Origin of the sequence: Microbacterium sp. ZW CA_36 (genome assembly GCF_044987475.1) — a bacterium.
Taxonomy (GTDB): Bacteria; Actinomycetota; Actinomycetes; order Actinomycetales; family Microbacteriaceae; genus Microbacterium.
In genome coordinates this window covers 61,167-78,361 of sequence record NZ_JBJDRL010000001.1, presented here as the reverse complement: position 1 = coordinate 78,361, position 17,195 = coordinate 61,167, and the positions used below count along the sequence as shown (strand labels likewise).

Annotated in this window: 15 protein-coding genes; 4 read left to right on the top strand and 11 right to left on the bottom strand. The window is 71.1% G+C overall.

Going from position 1 to position 17,195, the window contains the following annotated elements; genetic code table 11:
• Positions 1-128 precede the first annotated feature (128 nt).
• The 5 genes from ACI3KX_RS00375 to ACI3KX_RS00355 are packed head-to-tail and all read right to left on the bottom strand — an operon-like array spanning position 129 to position 5,532.
• Positions 129-1,880, bottom strand: a complete 1,752-nt coding sequence (locus ACI3KX_RS00375; protein ID WP_404906991.1) for a carbohydrate-binding domain-containing protein — start codon at positions 1,878-1,880, stop codon at positions 129-131.
• Positions 1,847-2,743 carry a polyphosphate polymerase domain-containing protein gene (locus tag ACI3KX_RS00370; protein WP_404906990.1) on the bottom strand — a complete coding sequence of 299 codons (897 nt, stop codon included), beginning with the start codon at positions 2,741-2,743 and terminating at the stop codon, positions 1,847-1,849. Before ACI3KX_RS00370 ends, ACI3KX_RS00375 begins: the two co-directional genes overlap by 34 nt.
• Positions 2,740-3,381 carry a DUF4956 domain-containing protein gene (locus tag ACI3KX_RS00365; RefSeq protein ID WP_404906988.1) on the bottom strand — a complete coding sequence of 214 codons (642 nt, stop codon included), beginning with the start codon at positions 3,379-3,381 and terminating at the stop codon, positions 2,740-2,742. The genes ACI3KX_RS00370 and ACI3KX_RS00365 overlap by 4 nt, the downstream gene beginning before the upstream one ends.
• On the bottom strand, positions 3,378-4,514 hold the full coding sequence (locus tag ACI3KX_RS00360; RefSeq protein WP_404906986.1) for a glycosyltransferase: 1,137 nt from the start codon (positions 4,512-4,514) through the stop codon (positions 3,378-3,380). Before ACI3KX_RS00360 ends, ACI3KX_RS00365 begins: the two co-directional genes overlap by 4 nt.
• 4 nt (positions 4,515-4,518) lie before the next feature.
• A complete protein-coding gene (locus ACI3KX_RS00355; protein WP_404906984.1) occupies positions 4,519-5,532 on the bottom strand; it encodes a phosphodiester glycosidase family protein in 1,014 nt (337 codons plus the stop codon).
• A gap of 293 nt (positions 5,533-5,825) precedes the next feature.
• On the opposite strand from ACI3KX_RS00355, the gene ACI3KX_RS00350 reads away from it, so the two are divergent.
• Both ACI3KX_RS00350 and pntB read left to right on the top strand, forming a co-directional pair.
• The gene (locus ACI3KX_RS00350) at positions 5,826-7,370 is read left to right on the top strand and encodes a Re/Si-specific NAD(P)(+) transhydrogenase subunit alpha (RefSeq protein ID WP_363353184.1); all 1,545 of its coding nucleotides are present in this window, start codon (positions 5,826-5,828) and stop codon (positions 7,368-7,370) included.
• The gene (pntB, locus tag ACI3KX_RS00345) at positions 7,367-8,809 is read left to right on the top strand and encodes a Re/Si-specific NAD(P)(+) transhydrogenase subunit beta (RefSeq protein WP_404906982.1); all 1,443 of its coding nucleotides are present in this window, start codon (positions 7,367-7,369) and stop codon (positions 8,807-8,809) included. The genes ACI3KX_RS00350 and pntB overlap by 4 nt, the downstream gene beginning before the upstream one ends.
• A gap of 28 nt (positions 8,810-8,837) precedes the next feature.
• On the opposite strand, the gene ACI3KX_RS00340 is transcribed toward pntB, so the two are convergent.
• The 3 genes from ACI3KX_RS00340 to ACI3KX_RS00330 all read right to left on the bottom strand — a co-directional run bounded on the left by ACI3KX_RS00340 (position 8,838) and on the right by ACI3KX_RS00330 (position 11,320).
• A complete protein-coding gene (locus ACI3KX_RS00340; RefSeq protein WP_363353180.1) occupies positions 8,838-9,191 on the bottom strand; it encodes an Lsr2 family protein in 354 nt (117 codons plus the stop codon).
• Positions 9,192-9,357: 166 nt separating this feature from the next.
• Positions 9,358-10,281: a LuxR C-terminal-related transcriptional regulator gene (locus ACI3KX_RS00335; RefSeq protein ID WP_404906980.1), complete on the bottom strand. Its 924-nt coding sequence runs from the start codon at positions 10,279-10,281 to the stop codon at positions 9,358-9,360.
• A 277-nt stretch (positions 10,282-10,558) separates the two neighbouring features.
• Complete coding sequence (locus ACI3KX_RS00330; RefSeq protein WP_404906979.1) at positions 10,559-11,320, bottom strand: methylated-DNA--[protein]-cysteine S-methyltransferase; 762 nt, start codon at positions 11,318-11,320, stop codon at positions 10,559-10,561.
• 209 nt (positions 11,321-11,529) lie between these two features.
• On the opposite strand from ACI3KX_RS00330, the gene ACI3KX_RS00325 reads away from it, so the two are divergent.
• The gene (locus ACI3KX_RS00325) at positions 11,530-15,294 is read left to right on the top strand and encodes an AAA family ATPase (RefSeq protein ID WP_363355695.1); all 3,765 of its coding nucleotides are present in this window, start codon (positions 11,530-11,532) and stop codon (positions 15,292-15,294) included.
• A complete protein-coding gene (locus ACI3KX_RS00320) occupies positions 15,281-15,481 on the top strand; it encodes a hypothetical protein (RefSeq protein WP_404906977.1) in 201 nt (66 codons plus the stop codon). Before ACI3KX_RS00325 ends, ACI3KX_RS00320 begins: the two co-directional genes overlap by 14 nt.
• 300 nt (positions 15,482-15,781) lie before the next feature.
• Here the strand turns inward: ACI3KX_RS00320 and mscL are convergent, their stop codons facing one another.
• Genes mscL through ACI3KX_RS00305 form a run of 3 tightly spaced genes read right to left on the bottom strand, consistent with a single transcriptional unit; the run spans position 15,782 to position 17,149 of the window.
• Entirely contained in the window at positions 15,782-16,192 is a 411-nt protein-coding gene (mscL, locus tag ACI3KX_RS00315) for a large conductance mechanosensitive channel protein MscL (RefSeq protein WP_404906975.1), read from the bottom strand.
• 43 nt (positions 16,193-16,235) lie between these two features.
• The gene (locus ACI3KX_RS00310; RefSeq protein WP_404906973.1) at positions 16,236-16,535 is read right to left on the bottom strand and encodes an FmdB family zinc ribbon protein; all 300 of its coding nucleotides are present in this window, start codon (positions 16,533-16,535) and stop codon (positions 16,236-16,238) included.
• A 17-nt stretch (positions 16,536-16,552) separates the two neighbouring features.
• A complete protein-coding gene (locus ACI3KX_RS00305; RefSeq protein WP_363353168.1) occupies positions 16,553-17,149 on the bottom strand; it encodes a 5-formyltetrahydrofolate cyclo-ligase in 597 nt (198 codons plus the stop codon).
• Positions 17,150-17,195: the final 46 nt, after the last annotated feature.

The following is a 17,195-nucleotide window of genomic DNA, read 5'->3' as shown; positions in this document are numbered from 1 at the left end:
AGTCGGCCACGATTCCGAGATCCCAGCGCGGATGCAACCCCTACGCGCCGAGAGCCGCGCATTCGGAGGGAGTTCCCACGTTCGGTCGCCGCCGGGTGACGATGCCCGGCGGCGACCGAGAACGGGCATCAGGGGCGGCGTCCGCCCCCGCCGCCGGCTCCGCCCATGCCACCCGACACGTTGACGCCCTCGGTCACGGTGGCGGCCGCGACGCCGTTGACGGCGATCGCGTACGACGCGCCGTCCGACACAGCGGGACCGCTGTAGAACACCGCGCCGAAGCTCTGGTCGGCCGCGAAGGTGGCGATCACGGTGCCGGCGGCATCCGACACCTCCACGGTGTCGCCCGCCGACCCGCTGGCCGTCGCCGCGACCCACTGCTGCGCACCGGTCGGCGTCACCAGCACCGAACCGGCGACGAAGAGCTCGCCGCCGTCGAGCGCGATGGCGCCGTTGGAGTCGACGGCGCCCTGACCGCCGGCCGAGCTCGGGCCGCTGACGACGGTCGAGCCGCCGGTGATCGCGATCGAGCCGTTGGAGTCGAGCCCGTCGCCGGCCGCGGCGACGCGCACGGCGCCGCCCGAGATCGCGAGGGTCTCGCCGGTGTCCTGCTCGCCGCCGCCGCCCATGCCACCGCCCTGCGTGTCGGACGCCGTTCCGCTGGCGGCGTTGATGCCGTCGTCGCTCGAGGTCACGTCGACCGTGCCGCCCGAGATGGCGACATCGTTCGCCTCGAGGCCCTCGACCGACTCGGCGACGGTCACGCCGCCGTCGCGGATCTCCAGACGCTGCTCGGCGTGGATGCCGTCATCGCCCGAAGCGACGGTGACGGTGCCGCCGCCGATGCCGACCGAGCCGTCGGAGTGGACCGCGTCGTCCACCGCGTCGACGCTGACCTCGCCGCCGTCGAGCGCGACGACGACCGCGGCCGAGATGCCCTTCGGGGAGTCGTCGGCGGTCGAGGCATCCGATCCTGCGGTGAGGGTCACGGTGCCGCCGGTGACGACGGCATCCGTCGCCGCGGCGATCCCGTCATCGCCGCTGGTGGCGTCGACCGTGCCGCCGGTGATCGCGACGAAGCCCTGCGTGGCGTCGTCGGTCTGGTCGCTCTTGAGCGCATCGCCGCCGGCGGTGACCTCGACCGTGCCGCCGGCGACGGAGAGCGAGTCCTTGCCGCGCAGGCCGTCGTCGACGGCGGCGACCGTGATCGTGCCCGACAGGATGACGAGATCGTCGGTGCTCGCGATGCCGTCGTTGCCGTTGCCGGACACATCGAGGGTTCCGGTGCCCGAGATCGTGAGGTCGGCGTCGGCGTAGATCGCGGCGTTCGCCTCGGCGTCGTCGGCGTACGACGAGGCGTCCGAAACGCTGTTGTCGCTGCCGTCCGCGAGGAAGATCGCGACATCGTCGGCGCTGGTGACGGTGATCGCGGACGAATCGGATGCCGAGATCTCGGCGTCGTCGAGGATCAGCACCACCTGCGCGTCCTCGGGCGCCGCGACCACGACCTGGCCGTCGAGCGAGCCGGAGAGCCGGAACACCCCCGCGTCGGTGATCGTCACGGTGGACCCGTCGACCGTCACGGCGTCGGAGTCGCTCGACGCGGTCGTGTCGTCGAGCGAGATGTCTGCGGCACCCGCTTCGCTCCACTCGTCGTCCTCGACGACGGTGACGTCGGCATTGGCGGCGAGCACCGCCGTCGCGCTGAGGTCGGGATCGACGACGGTCGCCGTCTCGGTGGTGGTGTCGTCGGTCGATGTGGTCGAGGTCGTCGACGCGGCCGAGCTCTGTACGGCGCAGCCGGCGAGCACGAGACCCATGAGTGCGAGCGGCGCGGTGGCCAGGATCAGGTGGCGGCGGAGCGAGAGGTGACGGGACATGTGGCGTCCTCCTTCGGGGTGGCGCTGGTGGGCTTCTGAGCAGGGGTCGGGTGAGTCGAGGTGACGGAGGTCCGGGTCGAGGGCTGGCTGCGGGAAGGCAACGTGCGGTGTGTGGCGTCGAAGGGGCCGCGCAGCAGGCGCGCCCAGCGGTTGCGGGGGAGCGCGGGGTGGAGGGCGGCGAGTCCGGTGGCGTACTTGCTGACGGTGGCCGGGCGGTGACCCGCCCGCCACAGCGCGCGGTCGACCCCCGACGGCTGCGCGCCCGACTTCGTCTCGACGATCGCCGTGCCGGGGAGGGCGAAGCCGTGCCCGTCGGGCTCGATCCATTCGAGCGCGGTGTCGACGGTGGCGCGGCCGCAGCCGTCCGGAGCGAGGAGGGTCGCGCGGCGATAGCGCGTCAGCAGGGTCGCACCGAGCTCGTCGGCGCGTTCGGCGGCGACCCCGATCGTCGCGAAGGCGTCGGCGACGTCGTCGCGGGCATCATCCGTGAGCCGGTCGCGGTCACGCAGGTCGTACTCGTCGCGCTCCTTCACCGTCGTGCCGCGGGCGCCGCGCGTCTTGATCTCGAGGTACGACGTGCCGGTGTCGAGGTAGCTGCGCGTGCGCAGCTTGAACCGGCGCCGGCGCGGCTGCGCGGCCATGCGGAAGCTCAGCAGGTCGGGGGTGTCGAAGTAGACCGACTCGTACGCGAAGTCGCGGGCGCCGTCGATCTCGAGCACGCGGGTGCGGGCGTCGAGCGCCGCGATCACCCGCTCGAGGTCGGCCCGCGGCACGACGTACTTGCGGTCGACGCGGGTGAGAAGGGATGCCTCGGCCACGAGCGCGTCGAGGGCCACGGCGTCGAAGCGGTCGAAGGTCGTCATCGCCGGGCTCCTTCCAGGGCGGGCGTCGTGGCTGCACCCGTGCCGCGGCCGAGGGTGAGGCCACGCCCGCGCGCCGATCGCACCCCGCGGCGCGGGACGCGGTAGCGGACGTCGACGAGGGTCGTGTCATTGACCAGGTCGAGCTCCTGCACGGTGGTGGAGGCGACCGTGCCGCCCAGGCGCGTCTCGAGCTCGGCCCGCAGCTCGCCCTCGTCGGCGACGGCGCGGTCGAGCCGCACCACCTGGTGGCGCGAACGGGAGAGGAACGCGGGGTGATCCGCGGCCCACAGCACCACGAGGATGAGCGCGACCAGCGCGGCGACCGGCCAGGGATCGGTCTGCGGCAGCCCGGTGAGAAGCCCGATCGCGAGCGCTGCGAAGTAGTACGCGACTTCGCGCTGGGTGATCTCGGACGAGCGCAGCCGGATGATCGACAGCACGCCGAACAGGCCCAGACCCAGCCCCATCGCGACGTCGGCGGTGCCGAGCACGGCAGCGACGGCCATCACCCCGACGTTCACCCCCAGGAACGCGACGACGAGGTCGCGGCGGTGGTGCCGGCGGTAGTACAGGCCGAGGCTCAGCACGAGCGCGGCCGCCAGATCGATGCCGATGAGGATCAGCGCACTGGTGGTCATGGGTTCCTCCCGATGGGGTGTTCGTTCGCATCCAGTCGACTCGGCGCCGCTATGCGGTTGCTATGACGGGCGTCAGCCCCGCTCCTGAGTTCCGCACGATCCTGCTGAGCGCCGAACACGAAGCTGCGCTGCACGCCGTAGCTCGTCACGAAAAGCACGGCCTCGGTCGCGATCTTGGCGACGACCAGCGGCAGCCCGTACCGCGTGAGCGCGTCGAGCCACACGACGTTGGAGACCAGCAGCGCGAGAGCCAGCACCGCATAGCGCAGCGCCTGGCGCGGCATCCGTCTGCCGTTGCCGGCACGGAAGACCACCTGACGGTTGACGGCGAAGTTCACCGTTGCACTGACCACACGGGCCGCGATGATCGACGGCACGAGCATTCCCGTGAGCGCGTTGAGCGCCAGCAGCAGGACGGTGTCGAGGGCGAAGGCGAGCAGCGACGAGCCCGCGAACAGCAGGAGCGGCAGCATGATGCGCAGCGAATCGATGACCGGGCGGAAGTGACTGGACGCATTGCCGTCGAGGTACACGGTCTCGATGGGCACCTCGCGCGTCGCGACACCGTCGCGCCGGCAGCGCAGCAGCACGTTCTGCTCGAGGGCGAAGCGCTCGCCGGGCTGGTCGCGCACCCAGGCGATGAGTCCGGATGGGATGCCGCGCAGCCCGGTCTGCGTGTCGCTCAGCGCCCATCCGGCCGCGAGCCGGAACGCCCCGCGCGCCACCGCGTTGCCGGCGCGCGAACGCAGCGGCACGCGGCCCGAGAAGGCGCGGCAGCCGAGGATCAGCGTCGGGGTCGCGGCCGCCGCGTCTTCGCGGAGGGCGTCGGCGACGCGGAGGATGTCGCGCACGGTGTGCTGTCCGTCGGCGTCGGCGGTGACGACGTCGTCGCCGGGGTGCGTATCGAGCGCGTGGTCGAGCCCCGTGCGCAACGCAGCCGCCTTGCCGCGGTTCGCGTCGTGGCGCAGCACCGTCGCGCCTGCCGCGGCGACGCGCGCGAACGTGGGCGCGAACGCCGGCCCGCTGCCGTCGTCGACGACCACCACCTCGACGTCGGGATCGGCTGCGAACAGGCCCACGACGACGGGCTCGAGGCGGTGGCCCGGCTCGTACGCGGGGATGAGGACGATCACGGCGTCACTCCGCGGTGGACGCGGAGGCGTCGGCGATGTAGAGGATGTCGCTCGTGGCGCGCTCGCCACCGTTGGAGGGCGAGTTGATGACCTCGCCGTTGAAGTACATCGTCGACGAGCCGCCGCCGTCGAGGTTGTACGCGGTGGTGGCGCCCAGGTCGATCATGATGTCGGCGAGCTCCGTGAGGGTGACACCCTCGCTGTAGCCGGACTGGCGGCCGTCGACCACGACGAAGACGAGGTGATTCTCGTCGATGACACCGACCGCCGTGCGCGGCTGATCGCCCTGGATCGAGTGATTGCCGAAGTTCGTGTCGATCTCGATGTCTTCGATGCCGTCGACGACGGCGCCGTCCGCGACGATCGCCGGGCCGAAGCTGAGGGTGTTCCACGCGCCGTCGGCGAGCAGCTCGTCGGCACTCGTCGTGGTCTCGTCGTAGATCTCGACGGTGCCGTCTGTGTAGAAGACGAGGCCATCGCGGGCGGGCTCGTCGCGGAAGACGACGCCGTTGCGGATGACGATGCCGGTGTCGCGGAACCCGTAGTAGTCGCCGTTGATGGCGAAGATCGCGTCGTTGTCCGCGGCGATCTCGCTCGTGAGCTCGGTGATGTTCTCGCCGAACTGGTCCTTCGCGAAGGCGCTCTGCAGCGCCGTGGCGTCCGACAGCGTCACGTCGGCGACGTAGTACGTCACGGTGTCGGAGCCCGATCCCTCGGTGACCGTCGAGATCGTGATGGCTGTTCCGGCGTCGGTGTACGAGGTCGCTGTGACGACCGCGTCGGCGCCGTCTGCGGCATCCGTCCCCTCCGTCGTCGCGTCGGTGGTCGCGCTCGTCGAGGAGTTCTGCGCCTCGTACTCCGACACGTCGGCGATCTCGACGTGCTCGACGAGGAAGCGGTCGGCGGCCCACACGGCACCGGCGCCGCCGGAGAGGGCGACGACCAGGCCGGAGGCGATGACGGTGTTGCGAAGCCGGCGCCTGCCGGCCCTCGTGCGGTCGCTGCTCTTGTTGTCCATGCGTTCATGGATAGGCGGCCGACTTACGACGACCTTCGCGGCCGGCTATGAAAATTCTCGGTGTGGATGCCGCGGGGCCGGGCTGCGGGAGCGTCGAAGAAGCCGGATTGTGGTGCGCGGACAGCAAGATCTGTGATTCTTGTCATCGTGTCGGACACAACGCGGGCTCCATCCGCGCCGCGGTCTGACATGGTGGAGGCGACGTCGCGAGCACCGGGAGGCGCTCGCCGATTCCGAGTCTCGGCGGCAGCGCGCTGCCCACCCGACCGTCCCACCCGAACCGTGAGGAACGCATGACCCGCATTGGCATCGTCGCCGAAGCGCCCGGAGAGAACCGGGTGTCGGCGACCCCGAACACCGTCCCCAAACTCATCGCGCTGGGCTACGACGTCGTCGTCGAAGCTGGCGCCGGCGCCGGCTCGTCGTTCCCCGACTCCGCGTTCGCGCAGGCGGGAGCAACCGTCGTCGACGGCGCGACCGCGTGGGCGTCGCCGATCGTGCTCAAGGTCGTCGCGCCGACACCGGCCGAGATCGACCGGCTCGCAGACGGCGCGACGATCGTCGCGACGCTGAGCCCGGCGCTGCGGCCCGACCTCGTCGAGGCGCTCGCCACCCGGGGGATCACGGCCATCGCGCTCGACGCGGTGCCGCGGATCTCCCGCGCGCAGTCGATGGACGTGCTGAGCTCGATGGCCAACATCGCCGGCTATCGCGCCGTCGTCGAGGCCGCGCACGAGTTCGGCCGCTTCTTCACCGGGCAGGTGACGGCGGCGGGCAAGGTGCCCCCGGCGAAGGTGCTCGTGGCGGGTGCCGGTGTGGCCGGACTCGCCGCGATCGGCGCGGCGTCCAGCCTCGGCGCGATCGTCCGCGCCACTGACCCGCGGCCCGAGGTGGCCGACCAGGTCGCCTCGATCGGCGGCGAGTTCCTCGAGGTGGTCGTGCCCGACGAGGCGAAGCAGGTCTCCGCCGACGGCTACGCCAAGGCCACCAGTGAGGCGTACGACCGGCGTGCCGCCGAGATCTACTCGGAGCAGGCCGCCGACGTCGACATCATCATCACGACGGCACTGATCCCGGGCCGTCCCGCGCCGCGCCTCATCACCGCCGCCGACGTCGCCTCGATGCGGCCGGGCAGCGTCATCGTCGACATGGCCGCGGGGCAGGGCGGCAACGTCGAGGGGTCGGTCGCGGGGGAGCGGACCGTGACAGCGAACGGCGTCGTGATCCTCGGCTACACGGATCTGCCCGGCCGCCTGCCGCAGCAGGCGTCACAGCTGTTCGCGACGAACCTCGTCAACCTGCTGAAACTGCTCACCCCCGGCAAGGACGGCGTTCTCGCGCTGGACTTCGACGACGTCGTGCAGCGCACAGTCACCGTCGTGCAGGACGGCGAGATCACGTGGCCGCCACCTCCTGTTCAGGTCTCGGCCGCCCCGGCGCCCGCGAAGGCGGCAGCGGCGCCGGTCGCGGCGAAGAAGCCGATGTCGACGGGCGCCCGCACCGGCCTCGTGGCCGCCGGCATCGCCGCACTGTTCGCGATCTGCGCGTTCGCGCCGCCCCCGCTGCCGCAGCACTTCCTCGTGCTGACTCTCGCCATCGTCGTCGGCTTCTACGTCATCGGCCACGTCACCCATGCGCTGCACACGCCGCTGATGAGCGTCACCAACGCGATCTCGGGCATCATCGTGGTCGGCGCGATGGTGCAGATCACGCTGCCCGATCTGACCGTTCAGATCCTCGCTGCGGTGGCCGTGCTGCTCGCCAGCATCAACATCTTCGGCGGCTTCGCCGTCACGCGGCGCATGCTCGCGATGTTCCAGAAGGGCGAGACCCGATGACCGCGATCGCCGGCCAGGTGGCAGGCGCCGCCTACATCGTCGCCGCGCTGCTGTTCATCCTCAGCCTCGCGGGGCTCAGCAAGCACGAGACCAGTCGCCGCGGGGTGACGTTCGGCATCGTCGGCATGGCCATCGCGCTCGTCGCCACCGTGTGGGTGACGGCCGCCGGCGCGGCTTCGACAGGCTCAGCAACCGGGAGCGCGGCGTTCACCGGGCTCGTGCTGCTCGTGGTCGCGGTCGTGGTCGGCGGCGCGATCGGGCTCTGGCGCGCACGGGTGGTGGAGATGACCGGGATGCCGGAGCTCATCGCCCTGCTGCACTCCTTCGTGGGTCTCGCCGCCGTGCTCGTCGGGTGGAACGGCGCGCTCTACGACACGGGGCTCGAGGGCGCGCTCGCCGACATCCACCACGCCGAGGTGTTCATCGGCGTCTTCATCGGGGGCGTGACCTTCACCGGATCGATCGTCGCGTTCCTGAAGCTGTCGGCCCGCATCTCGTCGAAGCCGCTCATGCTGCCCGGCAAGAACGCGCTCAACATCGGCGCGCTCGTCGCATTCCTCGTCCTCACCGTCTGGTACGTCATCACGCCCGAGCTGTGGCTGCTCGTCGCCGTGACCCTGCTCGCGCTGGCCCTCGGCTGGCACCTCGTCGCCTCGATCGGCGGCGGCGACATGCCTGTCGTCGTCTCGATGCTCAACAGCTACTCCGGGTGGGCGGCCGCCGCGGCGGGCTTCCTGCTGAACAACGACCTGCTGATCGTCACGGGCGCGCTGGTCGGATCGTCGGGTGCCTACCTGAGCTACATCATGTGCAAGGCCATGAACCGTTCGTTCCTCTCGGTGATCGCCGGCGGCTTCGGCATCGAAGCGCCGACCGGCGGCGACGCGGAGTACGGCGAGCATCGCGAGATCGATGCGGAGAGTGCGGCCGACATGCTCGTGGGCGCGTCGACCGTCGTGATCACACCGGGCTACGGCATGGCCGTCGCGCAGGCGCAGCACGGGGTCGCCGACCTCGTGCAGAAGCTGCGCGAGCACGGCGTCGACGTGCGGTTCGGCATCCATCCGGTCGCCGGCCGCCTGCCCGGGCACATGAACGTGCTGCTGGCGGAGGCCAAGGTGCCCTACGACATCGTCCTCTCGATGGACGAGATCAACGACGACCTCTCAGCCGCCGACGTCGTGCTCGTCATCGGCGCGAACGACACCGTCAATCCGGCCGCCGCCGAGGATCCGGGCAGCCCCATCGCCGGGATGCCGGTGCTGCGTGTTTGGGAGGCCCGCAATGTCATCGTCTTCAAGAGGTCGATGGCATCCGGATATGCGGGCGTGCAGAATCCGCTCTTCTATCGCGAGAACACGCAGATGCTCTTCGGAGACGCGAAGGAGAAAGTCGAGGAGATTCTCTTCCAGCTCTCACGCACGTCGGAACTGCGCTGAATCGTGAATAGCCGCGCGGCGGCGTGTGTCAGTGCGCCGCCTCGTAGGCCTCGAGAACGGATGCCGGAACCCGGCCCCGCTCCGACACCTGATAGCCGTTCTGCTTCGCCCATTCGCGGACGGCGCTGAAATCCTGCTGCCCGCTGCGGCGGCGCTTTCGCCCGGCCGACGCGGCGCTGGATGTCGCACGGGAGGAGGAGACGGCGCGAGCCGCCTTGGTGTACCGCTCGAGAGCGCTGCGCAGAGCGCTGGCATTCTCTTCGGTGAGGTCGATCTCGTAAGCGACGCCGTCGAGCGAGAACAGTACTGTTTCGCCTTCGCCGGCTTCCAAAAGGGTACCGTCGATGTCATCGACGAGCTGGTGAACGATTCTTCGGGCCATGGTGGCACAATACGCTCAATTGTCGCTCCCGACCATCGGGTATTTTCGCGGTCTGGAGAACTTTTATCCGGGGTAATTCGGACCGTCGGTCGTATGCCGATGATTCACCCCTGACAGCAGCGGATTTCGCGACATGTCGCGTGGGACGCCGAACGAGAGTTCGAGGTCAGGGGAGAAGGCCGGCGCGACGAGCCGTGACGACCGCGGCGTGCCGGGTCGAGGCATCCAGTTTCGCCATCGCCGACTGCAGATACGACTTGACGGTGCCCTCTTTGAGGTCGAGCGTCGAGGCGATCTCGGCGTTCGTCGCGCCGAGCGCGGCGCACGCCAGCACGTCGATCTCGCGCGGCGACAGCCTGACGTCGAGGTCGAGCGACGGCTCCGTCGCATCATGGGAGAGCGCGGCGAGGCGCTTCTCGAGGCGGTCCAGTCGCGCGCGCAGCGCGGGGTCGTCGACGACGGCGGCGATGCTGCGCAGTTCGGCGTAGGTCTCGCGCAGCTCTTCGCGCGTGGCGGCCGGCATCGTGACCTGGCCGGCGGGCGCGGGGGAGAGGGTCAGCCTGCGCTGCACCTCCTCACGGATGCGCAGCTCGGCCGAGAGCTCCTCGGCGACCGCGAACGCGGGGCGGGCGACGACATCGCCGACCGGCGACTCGGCCCACGACCCGCAGTAGATGACGCCGCGCGCGCGGTTGCCCACCATCACCGGAACGGCGAACAGCGTGGCGATGCCTTCGCCGAGGACGGCGCGGTCGTAGTCGTGCGTGATGCTGTGCGACGACCCGTAGTCCAGCGCGAGCCGAGGGCGCTTCTCAACGAGTGCGCGCCCGCCGAGTCCGCGTGATGCCTCGACCACGAGGCCCTCGAGCCGGCGCGTGCGAGCGCCGTGGATCGAGGTGACATGGATCGCGTCGCCTTGCGCGAGTCCGCCGAACCCGACCGGGAACCGCGTGCGGCGCACGAGTTCGGCGACGGCGTGATCGAGCGCCCGTGCATCGCCGCTGTCGCCGTCGAGTGCAGCGGCAGCGACACCGGCTCCCGCGCGAGTGCGATCGGGGTTCGGTGCATGTGGTGGGAGGGACGCGCCCACGACTACCTGCTTCCGAGGGGTGACGGCGTCCTCGCCGCCTTTCGTAGCGCCGACTTTACCACCCGGGGCACCGCGCACATGTGGTCCGGGTCTCCCCGGTGGGCGCGATGAAGCGCCCCGGACACGATCATCGCACCCGGCCTCCGCGTGGCGCCGACCGTGGGATCTGCTCGCCCGCCATCGCGCCCGTGCTCGGAGACGGCGGCCTGCTCCACATCGATCAGGAATGCGAGGCCCGGGCGGACGCTCCGCCCGGGCCTCGCGGCGTGCGGGCGGCCTACACGCCCGCCGCCGGCTTCGCTCCGACAGGCGCGGCGGGGGCCGCAGCGCCGGTCGCCTCGGCCCGGCTCGACGCGTCCGCATCGGTCGCGTCGGCCCCGCTCGACGCGTCCGCATCGGTCGCGTCGGCCCCGCTCGACGCGTCGGCCGCCGCTTCCGCCTCGGTCGCGTCGGCACCGCTCGGCGCGGGGGGAATGCCTGGCCCCTGCTCGAGCTCGATGAGGAACCGCTTCAGGTCGGGCCGCCCGCCGTACTCGCCGAGCGATCCGTCGGCACGAACCACCCGATGCACCGGGACCACGATCGAGAACGGAGTGGTCGCACACGCCGTGCCGACGGCCCGGGCCGCGCGAGCGGTGCCCGCCATGACGGCCACTTCGCCGTAGCTCGCCGTCTCGCCATAGGAGATGTCGCACACCGCCTCGAGCGCCGCGCGCGTGAAGCCGCGGACCAGCCGCCAGTCCAGCGGCAGCTCGAACCCGCGGCGTTCGCCCTCGAAGTACTCGTCGAGCTGCGCGATCGCGACATCGAAGACGCTGTCGGCGGCGACGCGTGTGCGGCGCGAGGAACGAGAGGATGCATCCGTCCCCTCGTCAGGAACCGGCACTGCGCGCAGCTGCAGCGCGACGCGTTCGATCTCGGTGCGCAGGGGGCCGTCGAAGGGATGGAGGGTCACGATGCCGTCGGCGGTCGTGACGATGAGGATGTCGCCGATCGGCGACGGGTGGACGCGGAAGCGGGGCGGTTCCTCAGGGGTCATGCGACCATCCTGGCCCCGTGCGTCGACGAGGCGGAGGCGTCGGAGCGGGATCTGTGGGATGCCGCGTCGCGCCGCATCCTGGGGAGGAGGGGGAGCTCGATGCCCGATCGCGCCGCGTCCAATACCGCGAAACTCAGGTCCATTGCAAGTGACCGGCGGACGTCGCCTTTAGGGTGGCACGTGTGTGGCGAGCAGAACGGAGCGCCGTGCTGGGCCCAGCAGACGCCGAGCGCGGGTATGACGTGACCCCGGGTGATCTGGGTCTCGCCGAACCCGACGTCACGGTCGTGCACGTCGCCGAGTCCGAGCGCGACCGGCTCCGCCTGCAGTCCGCCGCCCTCGGCGGCAGGTCGACGCTGCTGCACTTCACGGACGTCCAGGACGCGTCCATCGAGATCACGAAGGCGCACCCCGGCAGCCTGCCCCAGTTCATCACCGGGCGCTCGACACTGCTGTCGAACCTCTTCCGCGACGAGGTCGCGCTGCGCAACGCACGGCTGGCCGCTGAGCGCATCACCGCGAAGGACCAGGAGCTCCGGACGACGCGCGGGCTGGATGCCGTGCGCCTGGCCGTCGGCCTCGCGACCTGGCGTGTCGGCGGGATCAGCTGGAGCGCGCCGGTGCTGTTGCGGCCGCTCGCGATCCGCCGTCATCACGGCGACTTCGAGCTCAAGCTGCACGGCACGTTCTCGGTCAACCCCGAACTGGTCCGCGCGATGCGCACCCACTTCGGCATCATGATCGACGCCGGCGGTCTCGCCGCCCTCGCCTACGAGAACGGCGTCTTCAAGCCGCAGCCGGTCATCGACCACATCCGTGCGCTGACGGCATCCATCGACAGCTTCGCGGTGAAGCCGCGCCTGCTCGTGTCGAGCTTCGCCGACGTCGGCGGTGACATGGCGCTCGATGCATCGAACCTCGATCACCGTGTGCTCAACGCGCTGGCCGGCCACGTCGCCGATCGCGAGTCGCTCACGCTCCACCGCCGCGGACCCGTGCCCACGAGCCCCGACGAGCGCCCGCCCGCCGCCGACATGCTGCTGCTGGATGCCGACTCCGAGCAGGAGCGCGTGCTCGCCCGGGTGACCGACGGGCAGTCGCTCGTCGTCCACACGCTCCCCGGCACCGGTGGCACCCAGACCGTGATCAACGCCGTCGGCGCCCTCGTGCGCGACGGCAAGCGCGTGCTGGTCGTGAGTGCCCGGCGCTCGACGCTCGACGGCGTGCGCCATCGGCTCGCCGGCATCGGGCTCCCGGGGCTGGCGGTCTCGCCGGACCGTCTGCAGCGCGATCTCATCCGTGCCATCGGCCGCAACGAGAAGGCCCAGGCGCCGAAGGTCTCCGACATCGACGACGCGCTCGTGCGCCTGCGCGGCGTGCTCCGCGACTATCGCTCGGCGGTGACCGCGCAGCATCCCGCGTTCGGGGTGTCGGTCCTCGACATCCTCCGCGAGCTCGCGCAGCTGGCAGAGGGCGGCGTCGCACCGGTGACCGAGGCCCGCTTCGATGCCGAGGCGCTCGCCAACCTCGCCACGACCCGACAGGATGCCGCGGCCAAGCTCGCCGCCGCCGCACGGCTCGGCGAGTTCCGGTTCGGTCCTGACGACTCGCCCTGGTACGGCGTGACCTTCGCGACCGTGGAAGAGGCCCGCGGCGCTCACGGGCTCGCCGGCAAGCTGCACCGCAGCGATGTGCCCACCCTGCTCGAGCGCGGCTACGAGCTCATCGCCCAGACGCGCATGCGTCCGTTCCGGACGATCGCAGAACTCGGTGTGTACCTGCGCCTGCTGCGCGGCATCCGCGACTCCCTCGACCGGTTCAGCCTCACCGTCTTCGAGCGGCCGCTGGGCGAGCTGATCCAGGCGCATGCGCCGCGGCGCGACGCGCCCGACATGACCGGCGCCAACCGTCGCCGGCTGCGCCGGCTGTCGCGAGAGTACCTGCGCCCGGGTGTCCACGTGCCCGACATGTACGAGGCGCTCGTGCGCATCCAGCAGCAGCGCACCGAGTGGCAGCGGTACGTCGACACGGGCGTGACGCCCGAGCTGCCGCTCGGCCTCGCCGATGTGCAGGTCGCATGGCAGCGGGTGGATGCCGAGCTCGCCGAGCTCGACGCCGCTCTCGGCCGCAGCGAGGCCGACCGGCTCGCGACGCTCCCCGTCAAGCAGCTGGTGCGCACGCTCGCCGGTCTTGCCGCCGACTCCGACGTGTTCGACAACCTCAAGGAGCGCGCGACGCTGCGCACTGAGCTCGCCGCGATGGGCCTCGAGCCCCTCCTGCTGGAGCTGTCGGTGCGCCACGTTCCCGAAGATCAGGTGGCCGCCGAGCTCGAGTACGCCTGGTGGCAGTCCGCGCTCGAGCTGCTGCTGCGCACCGACCGCGCCGTCCTCGGCGCGAACACCGCCGTCGTCGACCGTCTCGAGCGCGACTTCCGGCTCGTCGACGAAGCCCATGCCTCGGCATCCGGCCCCCTCCTGGCCGCCCACCTCGCCACGCAGTGGCGCATCGGGATCGTCGATCACAAGAACGAGGCCGACGGGCTGAAGCAGGCGCTCAAGCGCGGGGCGATCACCCCCGCCGAGCTCGCGACGGTCGCTCCGGTGCTCTCGCGCACGCTGGCACCGGTGTGGCTGGCGTCGCCGTACGAGGTGCCGCGCATCCCCGACGCGGTGGGGTTCGACGTCGTGATTCTGGCGGATGCCGGAGCCCTCTGCCTCGCCGAGGCCGCGCCGGCGCTCCGCCGGGCCGGGCAGGTCGTCGCGTTCGGCGATCCGGTCACGCAGAAGCCCACGCCGTTCCGCGTCGCCGCCGGATCCGCGGTGTCGGGCGCCACCACGCCGCCTCAGACCAACGGGACCGTTGCCACCACTGCAGCGGCCTCGGCCGACCGGCCGGAGGACGACGAGGTCCCCTTCGATTCGACGAGCGTGTTCGAGCGCCTCGCCGAACTGCTGCCGGTCGAGACGCTCACCCGCAGCTACCGCGCCGGCGGCGAAGACCTGGCGGCGCTCGTGAACGACGCGTTCTACGGCGGCGAGCTCGTGTCGCTGCCCTGGGCGGGTTCGTACCTCGGACGCGGCAGCCTCGCGGTGGACTACGTGGAGGGCGGTCACGGCACGCCCGATCCCGTCACCGGGGCCGTCGAGAGTCCCGACTCCGAGGTCGCCCGCGTCGTGACTCTCGTGGTCGAGCACGCAGTCAACCGGGGGAGCGAGTCGCTCATGGTCGTGACCGCGAGCGCGCGGCATGCCGAGCGGATCCGCGCCGCCGTCGAGGCAGCCTTCGCCGGGCGCTCGGACGTCGCCGACTTCGTCTCGCGCGACACCGCCGAGCCGTTCGCCGTGCTGACTCTCGAGGAGTCGGTCGCCGAGAGCCGGGACCGCGTCGTCTTCTCCCTTGGCTTCGGCCTCACCAAGCACGGCCGTGTGCTGAGCGACTTCGGCGACCTCTCGTCGCCGGACGGGGAGCGGCTGCTGACCGTCGGCATGACCCGCGCCCGCCGGTCGATGGTGATCGTGTCGTCGATCCGGCCGTCGGCCTTCGACGACGGACGCCTCGAGTACGGTGCCGCGACGCTCATGACGATCCTCGGCGGCATCGCCGCGCGGTCACGCGAAGCGCGCCTCGAAGACCTCGCCGATCCGCTGACCCGCGGCCTCGCCCGCGAACTGCGCCGCGCCGGACTCTCGGTCGACGTGCACTACCGCGGCCTGCTGCCGCTGGTCGCGCAGTACGACGGCAAGGCGGTCGTGGTCGAGAGCGACCCCGAGACGATCGGGGAGTCGCTGCGCGAGTCGCTGCGCCTGCGCCCGCAGATCCTGCGGCGCCTCGGCTGGCACTACGTGCGCGTGCACTCGTTCGACCTGTACCGCGACCCCGCCGACGTCGCGCAGCGCATCGCCGCGATGCTCGGCGTGCCGCCCGACGCGCCGCGGGTCGACAACGAGACCCAGCCGATCGATGTCGTCGAGTGACCGCCAGCGCATCGAGCGGGTCAAGGGCTCCCGGCGGGCGAAGCTGACGCCCGCGCCCGGAACGAGCGCCGAGCCCCTCCCGGGCGACGACGAGACGGATGCCGCCACCGCGGCGCCCGACGCGGCCCCCGGGTCAGCGGGGCCGAACGACGAGCGCCTGCGGCGCGACGTCCCGCCGCACTACTAGGACCGGGTGCGTTTCGTCTCGCTCGTTCCTCGCTCGCTCAACGACCGGGTGCGAAGTCCGGTCGTTGAGCGAGGGAGCGCCAGCGACCGAGACGAAACGCGTCGGGCCGATCTGGTGCGCCGCGCGCAGGGTGATGCGGGCGCGTTTCGTCTCGCTCGTTCCTCGCTCGCTCAACGACCGGGGAGCGTTTCGTCTCGCTCGTTCCTCGCTCGCTCAACGACCGGGTGCGGGGTGTGCTGGAAGTCCGGTCGTTGAGCGAGGGAGCGCCAGCGACCGAGACGAAACGCGCCGCGGAGAAGCTCAGGACTTCTGCTTCTCCAGGATGTCGCGGATCTGCACCAGGATCTCCTGCTCGGTCGGCAGCTTCGGCTCCTCATCGGCCTCGGTGAGGCCGGCCTTGGCGGCTGCCCGCTCCTTGAGCACATTCATCGGGTGCACGAACACGAAGTAGACCACGATCGCGACCGCGAGGAAGGCGATGATGGCGTTGATCAGGTCGCTGATCGGGAACGTCACGGGTCCCCATAGGCCGTTCACAGTGATGCCGATGTTGCCGTTCTCGTCCGGCTTCCAGACGAGGGCGATGATCGGATTGATGATGCTCGACACGATCGCGTTCACCACTGCGGTGAACGCCGCGCCGATGACGACGGCGACCGCGAGGTCGATGACGTTGCCGCGCAGGATGAATTCTTTGAAGCCCTTGATCACGCGTACCCCCTGGGTGTCCGCCCGCGCCGGGGGCTCCGGACGATCAGGATCCGGACGACGCGGGTGAGGCCTTCGCCTCGGACTTCGATGATGTCGAAGTCGACGAGGAGGCGCCACTCGACGCATCCGCGCCGCCGGTCGCCGGGGCTCCACCGCTCTTCGCGCCGGCGCGCGAGTCGGTGCGGTAGAAGCCCGAGCCGTTGAAGGTCACGCCGATCGAGCCGTACTCCTTGCGCAGCGCGCCGCCGCACTCGGGGCATTCGGTGAGGGTGGGGTCGGCGAAGGACTGCACCGCGTCGAAGCGGTGGCCGCACTGCTTGCAGGCGTAGGCGTAGGTGGGCATGGCTCTCTCGGTGGGTGTCAGCGCCGGCTGGGCGCGAGGGTGATGGTGCGCGTGGGCGTGACGACGCCGGTCACGGGCTGGTCGAGTTCGTCGCTCGGAACCTCGTCGACGAACTCGGAGTCGAAGACGACGGCGTACACGGGCGGGCAGCGCTCCATCGACCCGAGGGTCTTGTCGTAGAAGCCGCGGCCCCATCCGAGCCGCATGCCGTTGCGGTCGACCGAGGCCGCCGGGATGACGAGCAGGTCGACGTCGTTGACCGCGATCGGTCCGAGCAGCTCGCCGACCGGCTCGGGGAGTCCGAACATGCCCTCGGCGATGTCGCCGTCGGCGGTCGCGACCGCCCAGTCGAGGAGGCCGTCGGTGCGCGTCACCGGAAGGAGGACGCGGATGCCGCGGGCCACGGCATCCGTCACGAAGGAACGCGTGCCCGGCTCGGTGGTGGTCGACAGGAAGCACGAGATCGATCGCGCACCGTGCTCGGCGACGAGGGCGTCGAGCTGAGCGTGGACGCCGGCCTCGGCGTACTCGCGCGCCTGCGGTGTGATCAGCTGGCGGCGCTCGCGCAGCTCGGCGCGCAGTGCGCGCTTCGCATCGGCGATGGCGTCGGACATGCAGTCGATTCTACGGCGCGCGCGTCACACGGGTCGGTGCGCCCGT

Excerpts from the sequence above, each read along its gene's own strand:
- ACI3KX_RS00375 (WP_404906991.1), bottom strand. The coding sequence starts at position 1,880 with ATGTCCCGTCACCTCTCGCTCCGCCGCCACCTGATCCTGGCCACCGCG.
- ACI3KX_RS00350 (WP_363353184.1), top strand. The coding sequence starts at position 5,826 with ATGACCCGCATTGGCATCGTCGCCGAAGCGCCCGGAGAGAACCGGGTG.
- ACI3KX_RS00370 (WP_404906990.1), bottom strand. The coding sequence starts at position 2,743 with ATGACGACCTTCGACCGCTTCGACGCCGTGGCCCTCGACGCGCTCGTG.
- ACI3KX_RS00340 (WP_363353180.1), bottom strand. The coding sequence starts at position 9,191 with ATGGCCCGAAGAATCGTTCACCAGCTCGTCGATGACATCGACGGTACC.
- ACI3KX_RS00365 (WP_404906988.1), bottom strand. The coding sequence starts at position 3,381 with ATGACCACCAGTGCGCTGATCCTCATCGGCATCGATCTGGCGGCCGCG.
- ACI3KX_RS00310 (WP_404906973.1), bottom strand. The coding sequence starts at position 16,535 with ATGCCCACCTACGCCTACGCCTGCAAGCAGTGCGGCCACCGCTTCGAC.
- pntB (WP_404906982.1), top strand. The coding sequence starts at position 7,367 with ATGACCGCGATCGCCGGCCAGGTGGCAGGCGCCGCCTACATCGTCGCC.
- ACI3KX_RS00355 (WP_404906984.1), bottom strand. The coding sequence starts at position 5,532 with ATGGACAACAAGAGCAGCGACCGCACGAGGGCCGGCAGGCGCCGGCTT.
- ACI3KX_RS00330 (WP_404906979.1), bottom strand. The coding sequence starts at position 11,320 with ATGACCCCTGAGGAACCGCCCCGCTTCCGCGTCCACCCGTCGCCGATC.
- ACI3KX_RS00320 (WP_404906977.1), top strand. The coding sequence starts at position 15,281 with ATGTCGTCGAGTGACCGCCAGCGCATCGAGCGGGTCAAGGGCTCCCGG.
- ACI3KX_RS00305 (WP_363353168.1), bottom strand. The coding sequence starts at position 17,149 with ATGTCCGACGCCATCGCCGATGCGAAGCGCGCACTGCGCGCCGAGCTG.